Consider the following 19161-nt stretch of genomic DNA (forward strand, 5'->3'; position numbering starts at 1 on the left):
AAACAGGTCATCCCGAACTTGTTTCGGGATCCCATAGGACAGTCCACCATGCAAAGCAGAACCTTGCATGTGGGGTGCCGAAACAAGTTCGGCATGACAAAAGAAGAATTGCCCGTTCAAGCATATACGCTTGAACGAAATAATGATAGATAATAAACAGGTCATCCCGAACTTGTTTCGGGACCCCATAGGACAGTCCACCGTGCAAAGCAGAACCTTGCATGTGGGGTGCCGAAACAAGTTCGGCATGACGTAAGCTTTATACAAATGCGCAAACAACTCGCCATAATCACTTCCCTGCTGCTTAGCGGCAGCGCTTATGCCCAGCTGGTAGATAAAACACCGGCTGCCATACCTAATGCCCCGTCCGTTTACAATGCCGAGCCGTGGGAGAACCCGCAGGTAGATGGCATTAATCGAGATGAAGCCCGTGCTACTGCCTACTCGTACCCGAATGTGCAGGAAGCCCTGGTAGGCGATCGTACCAAATCCGGTCGCTGGCTGTCGCTTAACGGGATGTGGGATTTTAATTATGCCGCCAAGCCTGCCGATGCGCCGCAGGATTTTTATAAAGGACGCGTAAGCGGCTGGAAGAAGATCCCGGTACCATCAAGCATTGAGATGCAGGGTTATGATAAGCCGATTTATAAAAGCGCCGTTTACCCGTTCCGTCCGGTAAACCCGCCGCATGTGCCGCAAGATTACAATGGCATGGGCAGCTACCAGCGCACGTTTACCGTGCCTGCCGATTGGAAGGATATGAACATTACCCTGCATTTTGGTGGCGTAAGCTCTGGCTTTAAAGTATGGGTGAACGGTAAATTTTTAGGTTATGGCGAAGACAGCTTTATGCCGTCGGAGTTTAACGTTACTCCGTACCTGCAGGCCGGCGAGAACATCCTGTCGGTGCAATTGATCCGTTGGAGCGATGGCTATTTCCTGGAAGACCAGGATCAGTGGCGCATGAGCGGTATCCACCGTGAGGTAATGCTGATGGCCGAGCCTAAACTGCGTATTGCCGATTTTCAATGGGAAGGTAAGCTGGATAAAGAATACAAGGATGTCCGCTTCATGATTCGTACCCGCATGGAAAACCTGACCGGCAAAGCCGTCCCAGGTTACCATCTCGAAGCGCAGTTATATGATAAAAATAACAAGCCTGTATTTGCCAAACCGCTTAACCGCAGCGTAGAGAGCATTATTAATGAGATCTATCCTCGCCTGGACAACGTAAAGTTTGCCCAACTGGAAGCACAGGTGAAGAACCCGGATAAATGGAGCGATGAGCACCCGAACTTGTACACGCTGGCCCTCTCATTAATTGATACCACGGGCAAAACCGTAGAGGTAAAAAGTTGTAAAGTTGGCTTCCGCAGCATTGAGTTTTCTAAGACCGATAGCAAGCTGCTCATTAACGGTAAAGTAACTTACCTGTATGGTGTTAACCGCCCGGATCATGACCCGGTAAAAGGTAAGGCCCTTTCGCGCGAGGATATTTTGCGCGATGTGCAAACCATCAAGAAATTTAACTTCAACTGTATCCGTACCAGTCACTACCCGATGGACCCGTATCTGTATGACCTGTGCGATCAGTACGGTATCCTGGTGATCGATGAGGCTAATTTGGAAACACACGGTCTGGGCTCAAAACTGAGTAATGACCCAATGTGGACCGGTGCCTATCTTGACCGTGTGACCCGTATGGTGGAGCGCGACAAAAACCATCCAAGCATCATTGTTTGGAGTTTAGGAAACGAGGCCGGTCGCGGACCGAACCATGCTGCCATGGCTGGTTGGGTGCATGATTTTGATATTACCCGCCCGGTACATTACGAGCCAGCACAAGGTACCCCACAAGCCGAAGGCTACATCGAGCCAGGCGATCCACGTTATCCAAAAACAAACGATCACTCGCATCGCCTGCAGAACCCGATAGATCAGCCTTATACTGATTTTATCAGTAGGATGTACCCTGGTTTGTATACTGCACCGTTGCTGGCTAACCAGCAAAATGGCGATCATCGTCCTATCTTCTTTGTAGAATACTCGCACGCTATGGGTAACTCTAACGGTAACCTCAAAGAGTTTTGGGACCAGTGGCGCACTACGCCGCGCGTTATTGGCGGTGCCATTTGGGAGTTTAAAGATCAAGGCTTGTTAAAGAAAGACTCAACCGGTAAATCATACTACGCCTACGGCGGCGATTACGGCGAGCGCTATTATGACGATTTCACCATCAAAGGAATTGTAGATCCTGCTGGTCGCCCTAAGCCTGCTATTTATGAGTGCAAGCATGTATTTCAACCGGCAGAATGTACGCTGAAAGACGGCGCCAACATCCACATCAAAAACTGGAGCAGTGTTGCTAACCTGAACGAGTATGAGGTTTACCTGCAGGTGCGCGAAGATGGCCAAGTGATCAGCAAAAAAATAATGCCGCGTGTAAACCTGGCAGCCGGACACGATACCACCATCAGCATAAAATCTTACCTGCCGAGCTTTAAAGCCGGTCATGAATACCTGGCTGATATCCATTTTGCCCTGGCCGAAGATAAAGCCTGGGAAAAGAAAGGTTACGAGATTGCCGAAGATCAGTTTGCACTGACCAGCCTGGCTGAGGTTAAACCGGTAGCCAAAACTTATCCTGCATTGAAAGTGGAAGACATTGGCAACTTTGCCATGACAGGCATCAAAAATGGCAACGTAAGCATCAGCTTTGATAAAAAATCAGGCTTGCTGATTGGCTACGCTGTTAAAGGACAGCAACAGATCATCTCACCGCCAATGCCGCATTTTGTGCGCCCGGTTACTGATAATGACCACCGCGGTTGGAAAATGGAGCGCAAGCTGAAAGCTTGGTTCAACGCACAGTTAAAAGTTAAGAGCGTAAACATTGATAAATCTCAAGCTGATAATGGCATTGTAAAAATTACGGATGTGTATTCTGTAATTCCCGACAGTGCTTCGGTTACACTGGTTTATACCATCAATGGCGATGGCGCCATTAAGGTTGATTACAACCTGCAGGCCAATACCAAGTTGCCTAACCTGCCAAAAGTTGGTTTACAAATGGGCATTGATAAAGCCGATACAACGATTACTTACTACGGTCGTGGTCCGTGGGAAAATTATATCGATAGAAATACCGGTTCTGAGGCTGGCGTGTATACATCAACCATCAGCAACTTTATGGAGCCATATGTAATCCCGCAGGAGAATGGCAACCGTACCGATGTGCGCTGGATGCTGCTGGCCGATAAGCAAAACAAAGGCTTGCTGGTGGTAGCCGATAGTTTGCTGAGCATGAGCGCCTGGCCGTATACCGAAGATAATATTGTAAAAGCCAAGCACACCAACAAGCTGCGCGACGGCGGACAGGTAACGCTGAACATTGATCTGAAACAAATGGGTGTTGGCGGTAATGACAGTTGGAGTGAAGTAGCCGAGGCGCTGGAAAAATACCGCATTCCGGCAGGCAATTATCACTATAGCTTTTACCTGATGCCATACAGCGGCAAGCCTGAAGATGCCGGTGCTGCGGCTCTGAAACTTAAAACAAGATAATGATGCAAAAGAAAATCGTCCTTATAGCTTATGTATGCCTTTGCTGCCTAACGCTGCGGGGGAGCGCTCAGGTGCGGAGTGGTTCCCCTGCAAAGGATGACCTTAAACGTGTTTTTGAACATCCGCCCGAAAGCGCTAAGCCATGGGTGTTCTGGTACTGGATGTATGGCGCCGTAACCCGCGAAGGCATCACCGCCGATTTGCAGGCGCTAAAACAAAACGGTATTGAAGGCGCCTTTCTGATGCCTATCAAAGCGCCGGGTGCGCAACCGATGATACCCAACCCCATAGTGCAGCTGAGCCCGCAGTGGTGGGACATTATTAAATACACTATGCAGGAGGCCGACCGCATTGGCGTTAAACTGGCTATGCACGATGCCGATGGTTTCGCCCTGGCAGGTGGTCCGTGGATTACGCCGGAGATCTCGATGCAGAAGGTAGTGTGGAGCAAAAAGATTATCGCCGGAGGCAAAGCGTTTAACGATACGCTGCCAACCCCTGCGCATTATAAAAACTATTATAAAGATATTGAAGTGCTGGCCTACCCGTCGTTAACAGGCGAGGGGGTGAGCAGCTACGATTTTCATCCGAAGGTAACCACTAGCCTGGCTGGTACCGAAGTGCAGTCTTTAGGTGAGCGCGGTAACAGAAAGAGCGTGTCTACCTCTGATGCCTGCTGGTTCCAGTTAGAATTTGAGAAACCTTTTACCAGTCGTTCTTTGATCATCCATACTTCGGCCAGTAACTACCAATCAGAGCGATTGGAAGTGCAGGTGAGCGATGACGGTCAGACGTTCAGAAGCCTTGGTCACCTGGATCCGCCGCGTGCGGGCTGGCAGGATGGCGATTCGGAGATTACCAATGATATCCCGGAAACCACCGCCAAGTACTACCGCTTTGTATATGATAAAGCAGGCTCTGAGCCCGGTGCTGAAGATCTGGATTTTGCCAAATGGAAACCTATGTTGAAGTTTTGCGGCATTGAGTTGATGGCTCAGCCGCACATACATCAGTATGAAAGCAAAACCGGCGAAGCCTGGCGCGTAAGTAAGCATACCACTGCCCAGCAATTGCCGGACGCGTTGTGTATCCCGAAAGATAAGATCATCAATATAACCGATAAACTGGGAGCCGATGGTCGCCTGAACTGGACTGCACCTGCCGGTAACTGGACCATCATCCGCATCGGGCACACCTCAACCGGGCACATGAATGCCACAGGTGGTGGCGGTATTGGTTTGGAGTGCGATAAATTTAGTCCGGAAGTGGCTACCCTGCAATTCAACAGCTGGTTTGGCGAGGCCATTAAACAAGCCGGACCGGACCTGGCTAAACGTGTTTTAAAAACCCTGCATATTGATAGCTGGGAGTGTGGCAGCCAGAACTGGTCGCCAATTTTTGCAGAGGAGTTTAAAAAACGCCGTGGCTATGACCTGATGCCTTACATGCCGCTATTTGCCGGTGTGCCGGTACAGAGCGCCAGCGAATCTGAAAAAGTACTGGCCGATGTGCGCGAAACCATTGCCGAACTGCTGGTAGACAAGTTCTACGCCACCATGGCCAAACTGGCACATGAAAAAGGTTGTGATTTTACGGCCGAAAGCGTTGCCCCAACCATGGTTGGCGACGGTATGATGCACTACAAAATGGCCGATATACCGATGGGCGAGTTCTGGTACCGGAGCCCTACGCATGATAAACCAAATGATATGGCCGACGCCATTTCTGGCGGACACATCTACGGTAAGAATATCATCCAGGCAGAAGCATTTACAGAACTGCGCCTGATGTGGGACGAGCACCCCGGCACACTTAAAGCCATGGCCGATTATAATTTTACCCTCGGTATCAACCGTTATGTGTTTCACGTAAGTGTGCATAACCCCTGGCTGGACAGAAAGCCGGGTATGACGCTGGACGGTATCGGTAACTTCTTCCAGCGCGACCAAACCTGGTGGAAACCCGGCAAAGCCTGGTTTGAATACATTACCCGTTGCGAGGCACTGTTGCAAATGGGCCACCCTGTTACAGATATAGCTGTGTTTAGCGGCGAAGAAATACCGCGCCGTGCCGTATTGCCAAACAGGTTAACCACGGTGTTACCTGGCCTGGTAGGCGAAGAAGCCGTGAAAAAAGAAGCCGCCCGCCTGGCTAACAAAGGCGAGCCGCAGATCAGCATGGTAGAAGATGCCACCCACTCGGCCAATATGGAAATTGCCGGACAGATGATTGATCCACTTCGCGGCTATGCTTATGATTCGTTTAATAAAGACGCATTGTTGAACCTGATGAAGGCGCAAAACGGCCGCGTGGTATTGCCCGGTGGCGCCAGTTATGGTGTACTGGTTATTCCCGGACCTACGGCGCTTGACCCGAATGGCAAACTATCAGTAGCAAGCCAGAATAAAATCAATGAGCTGGAAAAGGGAGGCGTTAAGGTAATCTATGGTCAGCACCCCTACCAAAAAGCTACGTTTGATGACTGGAAGATCAGTCGCGATTTCATTGCCACAGAGAACAGCCAGCCTGCTAAAGGCGTTGCCTGGATACACCGTGCTGGCGCCGATTTCGATCTGTACTTCATCTCTAATCAACAGGCTGAAAAGAGGACTTTAAACCTTTCGCTGCGCGCGACAGGTAGAGCAGTGGAGTTGTGGGATGCGGTGACCGGTGAGATTGCTACTGCCAATGGCTGGAAAGTGAATGCTAGTCGCACGGAGTTGCCACTCGCGCTGGACGCCAATGGATCTATCTTTATCATCTTGCGTAAAAACGCGCCTGCAACCATCGCGAAAGCAAAAACAGGGGAAGCGAAAACCGTGCAAACACTTGGCGATAAATGGCAGGTGAAATTTAACCCAGCCTTCGGCGGACCGAAAGAGGAGGTGACTTTGAATACTACAGATGATTGGTCTAAACAAGCTGATGCGGGTATCAAAAATTATTCAGGCACCGCCATATACTCGCAAAGCTTCAACTGGAAACCATCGGCCTCAAAAGAGATCTGGATTGATTTTGGCAAAGTGAATAACCTGGCCGAGGTATATGTAAATGGTGTAAACTGCGGCGTAGCGTGGACCTACCCGTACCGCGTTAACATTACCAAAGCGCTGAAAGCCGGTAAAAACGATCTGAAAGTTGAAGTGACCAACACCTGGGCCAACCGTGTCAAAGCAGATCATGATTTGCCGCAGGCCCAGCAGGTAACCTGGACTAATGCGCGCTATTATTTAGAGAACCGCAAGCCGTTGCCTGCAGGTTTAACGCAGGTGGTGAAGCTGGTGGGACGGTAGCCTGCTTTTAAACCACTTTGTCATTTCGACGAACCGAAAGGGCCTTGTACGTTTGGGTGAGGAGAAATCTTAGACCTGCGGCATCCCACGGTGGGGGGCTTGGAAGGCGTCTAAGATTTCTCCCGTTGGTCGAAATGACAAAAGGGTTGAGGAATGTTCCATGCAGTCGCTCGCGTCTACGCGAGTGACGACTATCCGGCGGCCTCTGGCCGCCGTGATCTGATAGGCGATGCAGTTGGTCGATCCCGTCAAAGAGCGTCGGCATTGAGCGATTCCCCTCTTGAGAGGGGGCAGGGGTGTGTCCTTTAAACATGCGTAATGACACACCCCTACAGCAGCACTATCGACGCGCCCCCTCTCAAGAGGGGATTTAATCGCATGGTCTTGTGTTTGTGAAATTAAAATAACTATAAATTAAAATATATACCTATATTGTTTGGTTATGAGAAATGTGCTGAAGCTAATTGCCCTGGGGGCAGCAGGTGTTTTAGGGTTTAACCAGGCCAGTGCCCAGAGCAAGGCGCTCACCAATACCACGGGCAGCCCTTACGCGGTGCTGAACAGTGTTGATATGGGCAATGTTACCTGGACCAAAGGTTTCTGGGCCGACCGCTTTAAAGTGTGTCGCGATACGATGATCCCTAACCTGTGGCGTATTTATAATGACCCGAAGATCAGTCACGCATTTCAGAATTTTGAGGTTGCCGCCGGACTGGAGGATGGCGACCACGAGGGCCCTCCGTTCCATGATGGCGATTTCTATAAGCTGATGGAAGCCGAGATCAGCATGTATGCTACTACGCATGACCCGAAGATTGATGCGCAGTTAGACAACGCTATTGCCGTTATTGCTAAAGCGCAACGTGCCGATGGGTACATCCATACCCCGGTTATCATCTCGGCCCGGAAAAGCGGTAACGAGAAAGCCTTTAACGACCCCAATAACTTTGAGGCCTACAACCTGGGCCACCTGATGACGGCGGCTTGTATCCACTACCGTATCACCGGTAAAAAGAACTTTTTGGCTGTAGCTATTAAGGCGACAGATTACCTGGATAATTTTTATAAAAACCTATCGCCCGAGAATGCTCGTAGCGCCGTTTGTCCGTCGCACTATATGGGCGTGGTAGAAATGTATCGTACCACTAAAAATCCTAAGTATCTGGCGTTGGCCAAGCACCTGCTTGATATACGCGGAGAAAATAAAAACGGTACGGATGATAATCAGGACCGCATCCCGTTCCGCCAGCAAACACAGGCCAATGGGCACGCGGTACGCGCCAATTACCTGTTTGCAGGTGCCGCAGACGTGTATGCCGAAACCGGCGACACCACCCTGATGCACACGCTGAACCTGATGTGGAACGACGTGGTCACCCGCAAAATGTACGTAACCGGTGGTTGCGGCTCGTTGTATGACGGCGTATCACCTGACGGTACATCATACAAACCTGATGATGTGCAAAAGATCCACCAGGCTTACGGTCGTGATTACCAATTGCCAAATTTTACCGCCCACAATGAAACCTGCGCCAATATTGGCAACGTGTTGTGGAACTGGCGCATGCTGCAGGTAACCGGAAAAGCGCAATATGCCGATGTAATGGAGCTGGCACTGTACAACAGCGTACTTTCGGGCATCAGCCTGAGCGGTCGCGATTTTTTGTATACCAACCCATTGAGCTATTCTGATAACCTGCCGTTTAAACAACGCTGGTCTAAAGACAGGATAGGCTATATCAAGTTATCAAATTGTTGCCCACCGAACGTGGTGCGCACGATAGCTGAAGTGGCTGACTATGCTTATAGTACATCAGACAAAGGTCTATGGTTTAACCTATACGGCGGCAACACGCTGAACTCGAAACTGAAAGATGGATCAGCTATTAAAGTAACCCAGGAGACTGATTATCCATGGAACGGCAAGATCAACGTAACGTTGAATCAATCGCCGACTAAAGCTTACTCTATGTTTTTCCGTATACCGGGCTGGTGCAAAGGTGCAAGTCTGACGGTTAACGGTCAGCCGGTAAATGTGGTTTTGACCAGTGGCCAATATGCCGAAGTAAATCGCCAATGGAAAACCGGCGACAAGATTGAGCTGAACCTGCCGATGCCGGTACAAATGCTGGAATCGAACCCGCTGGTGGAAGAAACCCGCAACCAGGTAGCCGTAAAACGTGGCCCGGTGGTGTACTGCCTGGAATCAGCAGATTTGCCAAAAGGCGATAAAGTGTTTGATGTGGCTTTATCGGCCAAAGCCGAACTACAGCCGCAGATGATCAGCATAGACAACAGCCCGATCATGAGCCTGACCGGCAAAGCCGATCTGCGTAACCAGGCCAACTGGAATGGTCAGTTATATAAAGAGATAACACCTGTAAAAGAAAACGCGGTAAACGTTCGCCTGATACCATACTACGCCTGGGGTAACCGCGGGCATGTGGAGATGGAAACGTGGATGCCGTTTGATAGGTAAAAGTTTTACGAGGCGCGCCAGAAGGTGCGCCTCGTTTGTTTTAAGTTCGCCCCTTATGTCAACCCATTTGTCATTCCGAACGAACAAGCATGGGGCTGTGCGTGAGTGTGAGGAGGAATCTTATACGTGCGAAATACCGCCATGCTAACTCGATGCCAGGTCAAGCGTCTGCGCTTGACCGAGATAAAAGGATTTTAACGTCCGCGCTGAAATTTGCAAGCGTGGACGCTTGTTGTTGTTGTGCGGTCAAGCGCAGACGCTTGACCGGGCGGTTGTTTTGACTGGTGTAAATACTACACAAAGACTGGCAAAAGGGCAGGAAATTCCCGGCCTTATCGTCATAAAAAAGTGGATTGTTGATATGTGGGTAATTATTTTGTCACTTTGTCAGCGTGGTACTTGTGGCAAGAGATTTGATTATACATCTTTGTCAAACTAAAAAATAGATATCATGGCTTTAGAAATTACAGACGCAAACTTTGATGAGCTTGTGCTTAAATCAGATAAACCCGTATTAGTAGACTTTTGGGCAGAATGGTGCGGTCCTTGTCGCATGGTAGGCCCTGTGGTTGAAGAAATTGCCAAAGAGTATGAAGGCAAAGCTGTTGTAGGTAAAGTAAATGTGGATAACAACCCCGGCATTTCAATGAAATTCGGTATCCGCAATATCCCAGCATTGCTGTTCTTCAAAAATGGCGAAATTGTAGACAAACAGATTGGCGCTGTGCCAAAATCTATATTGGCCGATAAACTGGTAAAACAGCTGTAAGTAGTCTTGAACCAGGATTCTTTGGATTTTTAGGATTTACAGGATACTGGTTCTAATCGATAAATAAAAAGAGAGAGCCCTTTTGAATGTTTCAAAGGGCTCTCTCTTTTTATTTTAGGTTATGCCGAATTTGTTTCTGCACCCCATGTGCTAAGTGTGCATGATGGTTTGTCCTGAGGGTATCGGAATAAGTTCGGATGAAAGTAGGAATTTAAAATCCTGTAAATCTTAAAAATTCGTTAAATCCAGGTTCAGACTATTTTATCCCCCTTAACACCCTATCCCATCTAATCTTACTCACAAATGTTTTGGTCGAATCCAGGCTCAACCAGGTGATCATGGCTTTGCCGATGATGTGATCTTCCGGTACATAACCCCAAAACCGTGAGTCGAGCGAGTTGTGGCGGTTATCGCCCATCATCCAGTAATAGTTCATTTTAAAGGTATAGGTATCGGCCTTTTTGCCGTTTACTAAGATGTTGTTGTCTCCGGTAGTTACCTTGTTGCCTTCATAATTCTCGATAGCGGTGCGATAAAGCGTAAGTGTCGAGTCATTCAGTGGAATAGTCATACCTCGTTTAGGCATCACCAGCGGACCAAAATTGTCTACGTTCCACTTGAACTTGCTGTTGTGCGGGAACACCGTATTATCATACTGGCCCGGCGCTGCCACGTTAGGCACTACACTTTTAATATTTGAGAAAGCTTTAAACTCGGCCAGATGCTCGTTAGGGATCATCAGTTGGTATTGATTTTCGCTTTGGCCAAGGATATCGATATGCAGATCTTCCAGCATTTTGTTGTTCAGCTCGGTACCGTCGGTAGTAATAATATAGTCTAACTGTTGGCGTGGTGCCTCTGGTGCAGGTTGACCGTTAATATATACATGCGAGGCAATGATCTGCAGCTTATCACCCGGCGCCGCCTGGCAACGCTTAATGAGCGTGGTTCGGGCGTCAATGGGGCGGTCAATTTCTTCGGGTTTGTTAAATACCACTACGTCGCCTTTTTTAGGAGATGATAACCCCGGCAGGCGCATGTACGGTAGTTTAAGGCCGCTCCAATAAGTCTTCATGCCCCAAACCTCAGGCTCAGTAAACGGTACAGAGATAGGGGTAAACGGCATACGTGCGCCATAGCTAAACTTGCTCACAAAGAGGTAATCGCCGGTTAACAGGGAGCCTTCCATAGAGCCCGATGGAATAGCATAGGCCGAAAATAACAGGCCGCGGATAATGGTAGCGGCTACAACAGCAAAAACAATGGCATCAACCCACTCGCGTGTTTTTGATTTGGGCTTGCCACTTTTGTCTTTTTTAGAAAAAATATGTTTCAGATTCATTTTCCGAAGTATGTATGGTGTTAGATGTCAGGGGTATTGATTTGTTACTGGGGCTAAGTTAGTAAAAGTATTTATCGTATAACTTTTTGCAAAGGTTATGCTACTATTTAGGTGTAATCTATTGGGTTCTGCGGTCCCGCTCAGTTGCCGCGGGGGGCTGTTACTGAGCCGTCGCCCTGCAAATCACCCAGAAGCTGTCCGCTGTCGGCCACCACACTTCTGTTGAAAGCAGAGCGTAGGCCTGTCAGAACGCCGAGCCAGCGTTGGCGGGAATGCTGATTTTTTGTAGAGCTGTGCGAAGACAAAAAATTGCAGGGCGGGCGGAAGGATCGTTCTGACTTGACTTTTTGGTTACTTTTGTGTCAAGACAAAAGTAACAGCCACCCGCGGCAACTGAGCGGGACGAACGATAACTTTTGTAGAACACCTAAATACGAAGAAGAAATAGCCAGATAAATGAGACTTCGCATCAGTATCCTCCTCCTCTTCATCACTTGCCGTACATTGGCGCAAAACCAGCCGATGGTTTATGAAGATAAAACCTATCTGCCCGAAATTAAGACCGTGCAGTTTTACAACACCAAGAAAGAAGGCTCGTTTCCGCTGATCCCGCTAAACTCTGGTGAGCAGGTCATGTTGAGCTTTGACGATTTGAGCGGACAATCAAAAATATTAAACTACACACTGGAGCATTGCGATGCGCAGTGGAACTCGTCGCGCTTGTCGCCCATTGAATACTTGCAGGGTTTTACTGAGGACAGGCTGATGGAGTACCGTTACTCTGCAGGCACGCGCCAAAAATATATCCATTATGAACTGACGTTGCCCAACCAGAACCTATCGCCCAGGCTGGCGGGTAACTACCTGTTAAAAGTTTATCAGAACGGCGATCAAAGCAAGCCGGTACTTACTCGCAGATTGTATGTGGTGGGCAGTAAGGTGAGCATCACGGCGCAAATGGTACCGTCCGGCAATGTATCGCAGCGGGCGACAAATCAGAAGATCAATTTCTCGTTAGAATATGCCGGTTTAAATGTGCAAAACCCTTATACCGATATCCGCACGTTGATTATGCAGAACGCCCGGCCGGAGACCGGTATCTGGAACACGCGCCCGGCTAACATCCGTAGTACACAGTTGATTTATAATGATATCCTGACTAATGATTTTCCCGGTCGCAATGAGTTTAGGCATTTTGATACGCGGTCGTTAAAGTTGAATTCAGAGCGGATAGGGCATATTTATCGTGATACCGCCAATACCGTTATCCTGTTGCCTGATCCAAAGCGCGATCAGCCAGATTATGTATTTCAGTATGATAACGACGGTAAGTTTTTCATCATCAACCAGGACGGTCGCGACGGCCGTACCGATGGCGATTACGCCCACATGTATTTTACGCTGCTGGCCAATAAAACAGCCTTTGATGGATCGGCTTACATCGTTGGTCAGTTTAACAATTACCGCCTGGATGAACAAAGCAAGCTAAAGTATGATGGTTCGCTAATGCGTTTCTATACTGATTTGTACCTGAAACAAGGTGTGTACGATTATGGATATGTTTGGGTTGATGCCAAAACAAAAACACCAGACGATACTGTGCTGGAAGGCAATCACTTTGAGACGGAGAATGATTACCAGATACTGGTTTACTTCCGCGCGCCCGGTGCCCGTTGGGAAGAGTTGGTGGGATACAGGGTGTTGAATACGGCGAGGTAATCTCGGATTTCGAATGTTCGATTTCGGATTTTATTTTTATTCAAGATGCCATCGCTCGCGTCATCGACACAAGTGCTGGTAAGAGCTAAAATCCCCTCTTGAGAGGGGGCGCGTTGGAAAGTGCGGCTGTAGGGGTGTGTCATTTCGCAGGCATAAAGGACACACCCCTACACCCCTCTCAAGAGGGGAATCGCACAGTTCCTACGCTTCTTTCCATCTTTTCAATACTTGAGGGCTGGAGCCAGGCGACTGCAATATGAATGTTGTCGGTCTTTTAAAATCCGAAATCAAACATCCCAATTCCCAAATCCCGCCAATTCCTAAATCTTATTATCTTTGCCCATTATCATCAGCAACTGAATGAAAATATCATATAACTGGCTTAAGGAATTTATAGACACGGATAAAACGCCGTCAGAAATATCGCAGATACTTACCGGTACCGGACTGGAGGTAGAAAGCATGGAAAAAGTGCAGGCTGTTCCGGGGGGACTGGAAGGTCTGGTTATTGGTTACGTAAAAGAATGTATCGATCACCCCAACTCAGATCACCTGCATATTACTAAGGTTGATGTGGGCGGCGAGGCTGATTTGCCGGTAGTTTGTGGCGCGGCCAACGTAGCTGCCGGTCAGAAAGTTGTGGTTGCAGTGGTGGACACAACTGTGTACCCAACATCTGGCGAACCATTCAAAATCAAGAAATCAAAAATCCGCGGCGAGGTATCTGAAGGGATGATCTGCGCCGAGGATGAGATAGGTTTGGGCAGCAGTCACGAAGGCATTATGGTACTGCCGGAAGATGCACCTGTGGGCACGCCAGCTAAAGATTATTTTAAGCTGAACGATGACTATATGTACGAGATTGGCCTGACGCCTAACCGCGCCGATGCCACCTCGCACCTGGGCACCGCTCGTGATATTGCCGCTTTCCTGAAACTGGCCATCAAAAAGCCTGATGTATCGGCCTTCGCGGTAGATAATCATGATCTGGATATTAAAGTACAGGTAGAAAATCCTGCCGGTGCGCCCCGTTACTCTGGTTTAACCATGACCGGCATCACCGTAAAAGAATCGCCGCAATGGCTGAAAGAGCGCCTGGCTGTAATTGGCGTGCGCCCAATCAATAATATTGTTGACGTTACCAACTATGTGCTGCATGATCTTGGTCAGCCTATGCACGCCTTTGATGCCGCAGCTGTTACCGGTAATACGGTAGTGGTAAAAAACTGTGCTGAGGGTACGCCTTTTGTAACGCTGGACGGTGTGGAGCGCAAGCTGCATGCTGACGACGTGATGATTTGCAACGCCCAGGAGCCGATGTGTATTGCCGGTGTGTTTGGTGGCCAGAAGTCTGGTGTGACAGATGGCACAACCAGCATATTTTTGGAGAGCGCTTATTTCAACCCCGTATCGGTACGCAAAACATCAAAACGTTTTGGCCTGAAAACCGATTCGTCATTCCGTTTTGAGCGTGGTACAGATCCAAACATGACGGTGTTTGCTTTGAAACGTGCGGCTTTATTAATCAAAGAAGTTGCCGGTGGACAAGTATCGTCAGAGATCATCGACGTTTACCCATCACCTGTAGCACCTTTTGATGTAGAGGTGACTTACAACAACATCCACCGACTGATTGGTAAAAACATTCCGCAGGATGAGATCAAAGGCATTATTAAAGCACTGGATATTGAAGTGGTGAACGAGACTGCAGAAGGCCTCTCGCTGAAAGTGCCGCCATACCGTGTGGATGTAACCCGCGATGTAGACGTGGTTGAAGAGATTCTGCGTATATACGGTTATAACAACATCGAGATTCCTACCCAGGTGCGCGCGTCGCTTAACAATGCGTCGCGACCGGAGAAAGATACGGTGCAGAACGCCATCTCTGAGTGGTTAACTGCCAATGGCTTTAACGAGATGATGGCCAACTCGCTTACCAAATCTGCCTATTACGAGAATTTGGATGCGGTAGTAAAGATTCTCAACCCGCTGAGCAGCGATCTGGACGTAATGCGCGCCACCATGGTTTACTCTGGCTTGGAAGCCATTGCCTACAACGTTAACCGCAAAAGCAGCGATCTGAAACTGTACGAGTTTGGCAAAACCTACCACGTAAGTGAAGATAAATATCGCGAAGATCAGCACCTGGCTGTTTACCTGACCGGTAACACCGCCGGCGAGCAATGGAATCAGCAGGTGAAGCCGGTATCGTTCTACAACCTGAAATCGGTAGTGGATAATTTGCTGGAACGTTTGAATATTAAAGATTTTACCATCGAAGATTCATCGTGCTCAAAAACCACTTATGGTTTGCAGTATATGCGCGGTAACAAACGCATTGTAAAATTTGGCGCTGTTGGTCCGCAGGCATTGAAAAAGGCTCATGTTGATCAGCCGGTGTTCCACGCCGATTTTAACTTTGATCTGATTTTGAACCTGGTACGTAAAAACGTGATTACTAACCAGGAGATCTCAAAGTTCCCGGCCGTGCGTCGTGATTTGTCGTTGCTGGTTGACAAAGAGATCACTTTTGCTCAGCTGAAACAAGTTGCTCAAAAAACCGAGAAGAAGTTGCTGAAAGAAGTAAACGTATTTGACGTGTATGAGGGCGACAAACTTCCGGCTGGTAAAAAATCATACGCCTTAAGTTTTGTTTTACTTGACGAGGAAAAAACATTGACCGATAAGGCGATAGATTCGATAATGCAGAAATTAATTTTTACTTTGGGCAAAGAAACAGGGGCAGAGGTGAGGAAATAAGTTGGATGGAAAGAGTTGAGTAGCATGAGTTATTATCATGCAACTTAACAATATCATCAACTTAATCAGCCAATTAACTAACAAATGACTACGGCCGAACAACTGAACAGCATAATGGAGCGTACCGAACGCCTCATTACCCTATGCAACTCATTGCAGGAGGATAATGACATGCTGAGACTGGAAAACCAGTCGTTGGCAGTGGCGTTGGATACCAGCAGGGAGAAGACCAAAGATGTGGAAGAAAAGCTTCGTGTATTGAAGCTGGCTAAGTCGTTTTCAGAAACGAATGAAAAAAGCCTTGACATCAAGCAAAAAATTAACGAATTTGTGCGGGAAATAGATAAGTGTATTGTATTGCTGAAAAAGTAATACGAAAGTGAACAAGCTCAGATGGGAGAAATCTCAATAAAAATAAATATTGCTGACCGCGTTTACCCCTTAAAGGTGAACATGGAAGAGGAAGAAATTATACGTAGGGCAGCCAAACTCATAAACGACCGGATAAAAGAATATCAGGAAAATTATGCGGTAAGGGATAAGCAGGATCTGCTGTCAATGTGCGTGTTACATTACGCCACATCGTCTATAAAAGCAGAGCAGCGCATAACGGTAGAAGATACTGCCGTAACCGATAAAGTTTATCAGTTGGATAATTTGCTGGCCGATTTTTTCTCTAAGAGGTAATAAAACGTTCTTTAAAAGGCTAAAGGAGAAAGGTGAAGGGTGAAAGGTTACTTGTTAAGGTAGCTTTGTGCTTTTTGCTTTAGGCTTTTAGCTCATATACGAGCAAAGATTTAACCGCAGTTAAATTCTTAGGTTTCACTATTAAAAACTTAACGCTTCAATATCAGGCGGACAAGCAGAGGGTGCACGTTACTTCGTGTATTTAACGATGACCCCAGTCCAATTTATCTGACAAAGAGGTTTTTAAATATTGATACTTAAGGTTTAGCTGCGGTTTTTTTTATTTATATATATACCAATTACCAATCATGAACATTCTATACGTTATAATCGGGCTTTTAGGAGGCGTCATTGTCGGCATCGGCATTGGTCGTTTCATGCTAAGAAAGCTATTTAAAGATCAGGAGGCTGCGGCTCAGAATAAAGTGAAAAAGATTCTGAAGGATGCCGAGAACAACGCCGAAATATTGAAAAAGAACAAGTTGCTGGAAGCTAAAGAGAAGTTTCTGCAGATGAAAGCCGAGCACGAGCAGGAGGTGAACAACCGTAACAACTCCATTAACCAGCGCGAGAACGGCATCAAGCAGAAAGAGCAATCGTTAAATCAGAAACTGGAGAACGCTAACCGCAAAGAGAGCGAGCTGGATAACACCCGTAAGAAGCTTGAGGCCCAGACAGAAATTACTGTTAAGAAACAGGAGGAGGTGGAATTGCTGAAAAGCCAGCACATCCAGCAACTGGAAACTATTGCCGGCCTGAGCGCTGAAGAAGCTAAAAATCAGCTGGTAGACAGCCTGCGCGAAGAAGCCCGCACCAAAGCCATGATGCAGATCAAGGATATTGTAGATGAGGCTAAACTGACCGCTACTAAAGAGGCTAAAAAAGTAGTAATCCAGACCATTCAGCGTACCGCTACGGAGAGCGCTATTGAGAACACGGTATCTATCTTCAATATTGAGAATGATGAGATCAAGGGCCGCATTATCGGTCGTGAGGGTCGTAACATCCGCGCGCTGGAAGCTGCTACCGGTATTGAGATTATTGTAGACGATACGCCTGAGGCCATCATCCTTTCAGGTTTTGACCCGGTTCGTCGTGAGATTGCCCGTTTGGCTATGCACCGCCTGGTGACCGACGGTCGTATCCACCCGGCACGTATCGAGGAGATTGTAGCCAAAACCAAAAAGCAGATTGAAGAAGAGATTGTAGAGATTGGCGAGCGTACCGTGATCGACTTAGGCATTCATGGCCTGCACCCGGAGCTAATCCGTATGGTGGGCAGAATGCGTTACCGTTCATCTTACGGTCAGAATTTGCTGCAACACTCGCGTGAGGTGGCTAATTTCTGTGCTACCATGGCTGCTGAGCTAGGTTTGAACGTAAAGCTGGCTAAACGTGCAGGCTTGCTGCACGATATTGGTAAAGTACCTGATGATAACCCAGAGCTGCCACACGCTATTTTAGGTATGCAACTGGCCGAGAAATATAAAGAGCATCCGGATGTATGCAACGCCATCGGTGCTCACCACGACGAGATTGAGATGACCTCGATGATCTCGCCAATTGTACAGGCTTGTGACGCTATTTCTGGCGCTCGTCCTGGTGCACGTCGTGAGGTAGTAGAAAGCTACATCAAACGTTTGAAAGAACTGGAAGAACTGGCGTTGAGCTACCCTGGCGTAGAGAAAACCTTTGCTATCCAGGCTGGTCGTGAGCTGCGTGTAATTGTAGAGAGCGAGAAGATCAGCGACGCACAGTCTGAAATACTGGCTGCTGATATCTCTAACCGTATTCAAACCGAAATGACCTACCCGGGCCAGATCAAAGTAACGGTAATCAGGGAAACGCGTTCAGTAGCGTTCGCGAAGTAAACCCCGACCCCTCCTAAATCCTCCCCGATGGGGAGGACTTAAAAATATCAAATAATAAAAAGAGGCGCAGTTTTTGTGCCTCTTTTACTTTCAGATCATGGCAAAGCAGCAATCAAAACCACAGCCTAAAGCGGCACCAAAACCTAAAGCAGACGAGCGTTTGGTAGATAAATACTTTCGTGAACTGCCGCAGGCTTACCCAACAGCGGTAGACAGGGGCGTATTATTAATTAGCGCGCTCTTGATTCTGCTAGGTTTTACCGGACTGTTTTGGGCATTGCCATTTCCCTATTTAAGTTTTTTGGGTAAAAACAATGGGTTTATCAACTGGGCCTCGTTCCTGATGGCGCTGGCCGGGTACTTTTATTATCGCCTCTCGCCGGTGCTGTGTTACCTGGTTATTTTCATCTTGTTTGTTTTTGCCTATTTAATAACACGTTTGCTGGTTTGGCAAAATGCTGGCGGTCCATCATTGATGGTGATTAGCGATCTGGAGATTGTGTTGGGTGCTATTGGTTTTTATGGCGTTAGCTTGCGCAACAGACGCACCACACAATGGGAGGCGCTTAACCTGCTATTTATCAGCGTGGCGTGGTATCTGGGTAAATTGCTGAAAAAAATCGGCGCGCGTTATTAAAAATTCCTCACTTTTATTAGCTTTCTGTTAAGTAATGGCT

General features: G+C 47.8%; 11 protein-coding genes. 10 read left to right on the plus strand and 1 reads right to left on the minus strand.

The genetic code is table 11. The features are described 5' to 3' along the window. The first annotated feature begins 267 nt into the window (after positions 1 to 267). The 4 genes from ABZR88_RS01125 (at position 268) to trxA (ending at position 10105) form a co-directional block, all read left to right on the plus strand. Positions 268 to 3564: a glycoside hydrolase family 2 TIM barrel-domain containing protein gene (locus ABZR88_RS01125; RefSeq protein WP_107829226.1), complete on the plus strand. Its 3297-nt coding sequence runs from the start codon at positions 268 to 270 to the stop codon at positions 3562 to 3564. Continuing rightward, a complete protein-coding gene (locus ABZR88_RS01130) occupies positions 3564 to 6857 on the plus strand; it encodes a glycosyl hydrolase (protein ID WP_107829225.1) in 3294 nt (1097 codons plus the stop codon). Before ABZR88_RS01125 ends, ABZR88_RS01130 begins: the two co-directional genes overlap by 1 nt. Positions 6858 to 7299: 442 nt before the next feature. Beyond that, on the plus strand, positions 7300 to 9336 hold the full coding sequence (locus ABZR88_RS01135) for a glycoside hydrolase family 127 protein (protein WP_107829224.1): 2037 nt from the start codon (positions 7300 to 7302) through the stop codon (positions 9334 to 9336). A gap of 451 nt (positions 9337 to 9787) precedes the next feature. Beyond that, a complete protein-coding gene (gene trxA / locus ABZR88_RS01140; RefSeq protein ID WP_107829223.1) occupies positions 9788 to 10105 on the plus strand; it encodes a thioredoxin in 318 nt (105 codons plus the stop codon). A 256-nt stretch (positions 10106 to 10361) separates the two neighbouring features. Here trxA and lepB read toward each other — a convergent pair whose 3' ends face one another. Continuing rightward, positions 10362 to 11447, minus strand: coding sequence for a signal peptidase I (gene lepB, locus ABZR88_RS01145; RefSeq protein WP_107829222.1), 1086 nt, complete (start codon positions 11445 to 11447; stop codon positions 10362 to 10364). A 456-nt stretch (positions 11448 to 11903) separates the two neighbouring features. On the opposite strand from lepB, the gene ABZR88_RS01150 reads away from it, so the two are divergent. From ABZR88_RS01150 to ABZR88_RS01175, 6 genes are all read left to right on the plus strand, one after another. Then, positions 11904 to 13166, plus strand: a complete 1263-nt coding sequence (locus tag ABZR88_RS01150; RefSeq protein WP_107829221.1) for a DUF5103 domain-containing protein — start codon at positions 11904 to 11906, stop codon at positions 13164 to 13166. A 360-nt stretch (positions 13167 to 13526) separates the two neighbouring features. After that, positions 13527 to 15926 (plus strand): phenylalanine--tRNA ligase subunit beta, encoded by a 2400-nt coding sequence (gene pheT, locus ABZR88_RS01155; protein ID WP_107829220.1) that lies wholly within the window; start codon positions 13527 to 13529, stop codon positions 15924 to 15926. 84 nt (positions 15927 to 16010) lie between these two features. Continuing rightward, on the plus strand, positions 16011 to 16298 hold the full coding sequence (locus tag ABZR88_RS01160; RefSeq protein ID WP_107829219.1) for a hypothetical protein: 288 nt from the start codon (positions 16011 to 16013) through the stop codon (positions 16296 to 16298). Positions 16299 to 16319: 21 nt separating this feature from the next. Beyond that, positions 16320 to 16613, plus strand: coding sequence for a cell division protein ZapA (locus ABZR88_RS01165; RefSeq protein WP_107829218.1), 294 nt, complete (start codon positions 16320 to 16322; stop codon positions 16611 to 16613). A 308-nt stretch (positions 16614 to 16921) separates the two neighbouring features. Further along, positions 16922 to 18484 carry a ribonuclease Y gene (gene rny / locus ABZR88_RS01170; RefSeq protein WP_107829217.1) on the plus strand — a complete coding sequence of 521 codons (1563 nt, stop codon included), beginning with the start codon at positions 16922 to 16924 and terminating at the stop codon, positions 18482 to 18484. Between the two features lie 97 nt (positions 18485 to 18581). Continuing rightward, complete coding sequence (locus ABZR88_RS01175) at positions 18582 to 19121, plus strand: hypothetical protein (protein ID WP_107829216.1); 540 nt, start codon at positions 18582 to 18584, stop codon at positions 19119 to 19121. The last annotated feature ends 40 nt before the right edge of the window (positions 19122 to 19161 follow it).

Origin of the sequence: Mucilaginibacter yixingensis (assembly GCF_041080815.1) — a bacterium.
Classification (GTDB): domain Bacteria; phylum Bacteroidota; class Bacteroidia; order Sphingobacteriales; family Sphingobacteriaceae; genus Mucilaginibacter; species Mucilaginibacter yixingensis.

Excerpts from the sequence above, each read along its gene's own strand:
- lepB (WP_107829222.1), bottom strand. The coding sequence starts at position 11,447 with ATGAATCTGAAACATATTTTTTCTAAAAAAGACAAAAGTGGCAAGCCC.
- ABZR88_RS01130 (WP_107829225.1), top strand. The coding sequence starts at position 3,564 with ATGATGCAAAAGAAAATCGTCCTTATAGCTTATGTATGCCTTTGCTGC.
- ABZR88_RS01135 (WP_107829224.1), top strand. The coding sequence starts at position 7,300 with ATGAGAAATGTGCTGAAGCTAATTGCCCTGGGGGCAGCAGGTGTTTTA.
- pheT (WP_107829220.1), top strand. The coding sequence starts at position 13,527 with ATGAAAATATCATATAACTGGCTTAAGGAATTTATAGACACGGATAAA.
- ABZR88_RS01175 (WP_107829216.1), top strand. The coding sequence starts at position 18,582 with ATGGCAAAGCAGCAATCAAAACCACAGCCTAAAGCGGCACCAAAACCT.
- rny (WP_107829217.1), top strand. The coding sequence starts at position 16,922 with ATGAACATTCTATACGTTATAATCGGGCTTTTAGGAGGCGTCATTGTC.
- ABZR88_RS01125 (WP_107829226.1), top strand. The coding sequence starts at position 268 with ATGCGCAAACAACTCGCCATAATCACTTCCCTGCTGCTTAGCGGCAGC.
- trxA (WP_107829223.1), top strand. The coding sequence starts at position 9,788 with ATGGCTTTAGAAATTACAGACGCAAACTTTGATGAGCTTGTGCTTAAA.
- ABZR88_RS01160 (WP_107829219.1), top strand. The coding sequence starts at position 16,011 with ATGACTACGGCCGAACAACTGAACAGCATAATGGAGCGTACCGAACGC.
- ABZR88_RS01165 (WP_107829218.1), top strand. The coding sequence starts at position 16,320 with ATGGGAGAAATCTCAATAAAAATAAATATTGCTGACCGCGTTTACCCC.
- ABZR88_RS01150 (WP_107829221.1), top strand. The coding sequence starts at position 11,904 with ATGAGACTTCGCATCAGTATCCTCCTCCTCTTCATCACTTGCCGTACA.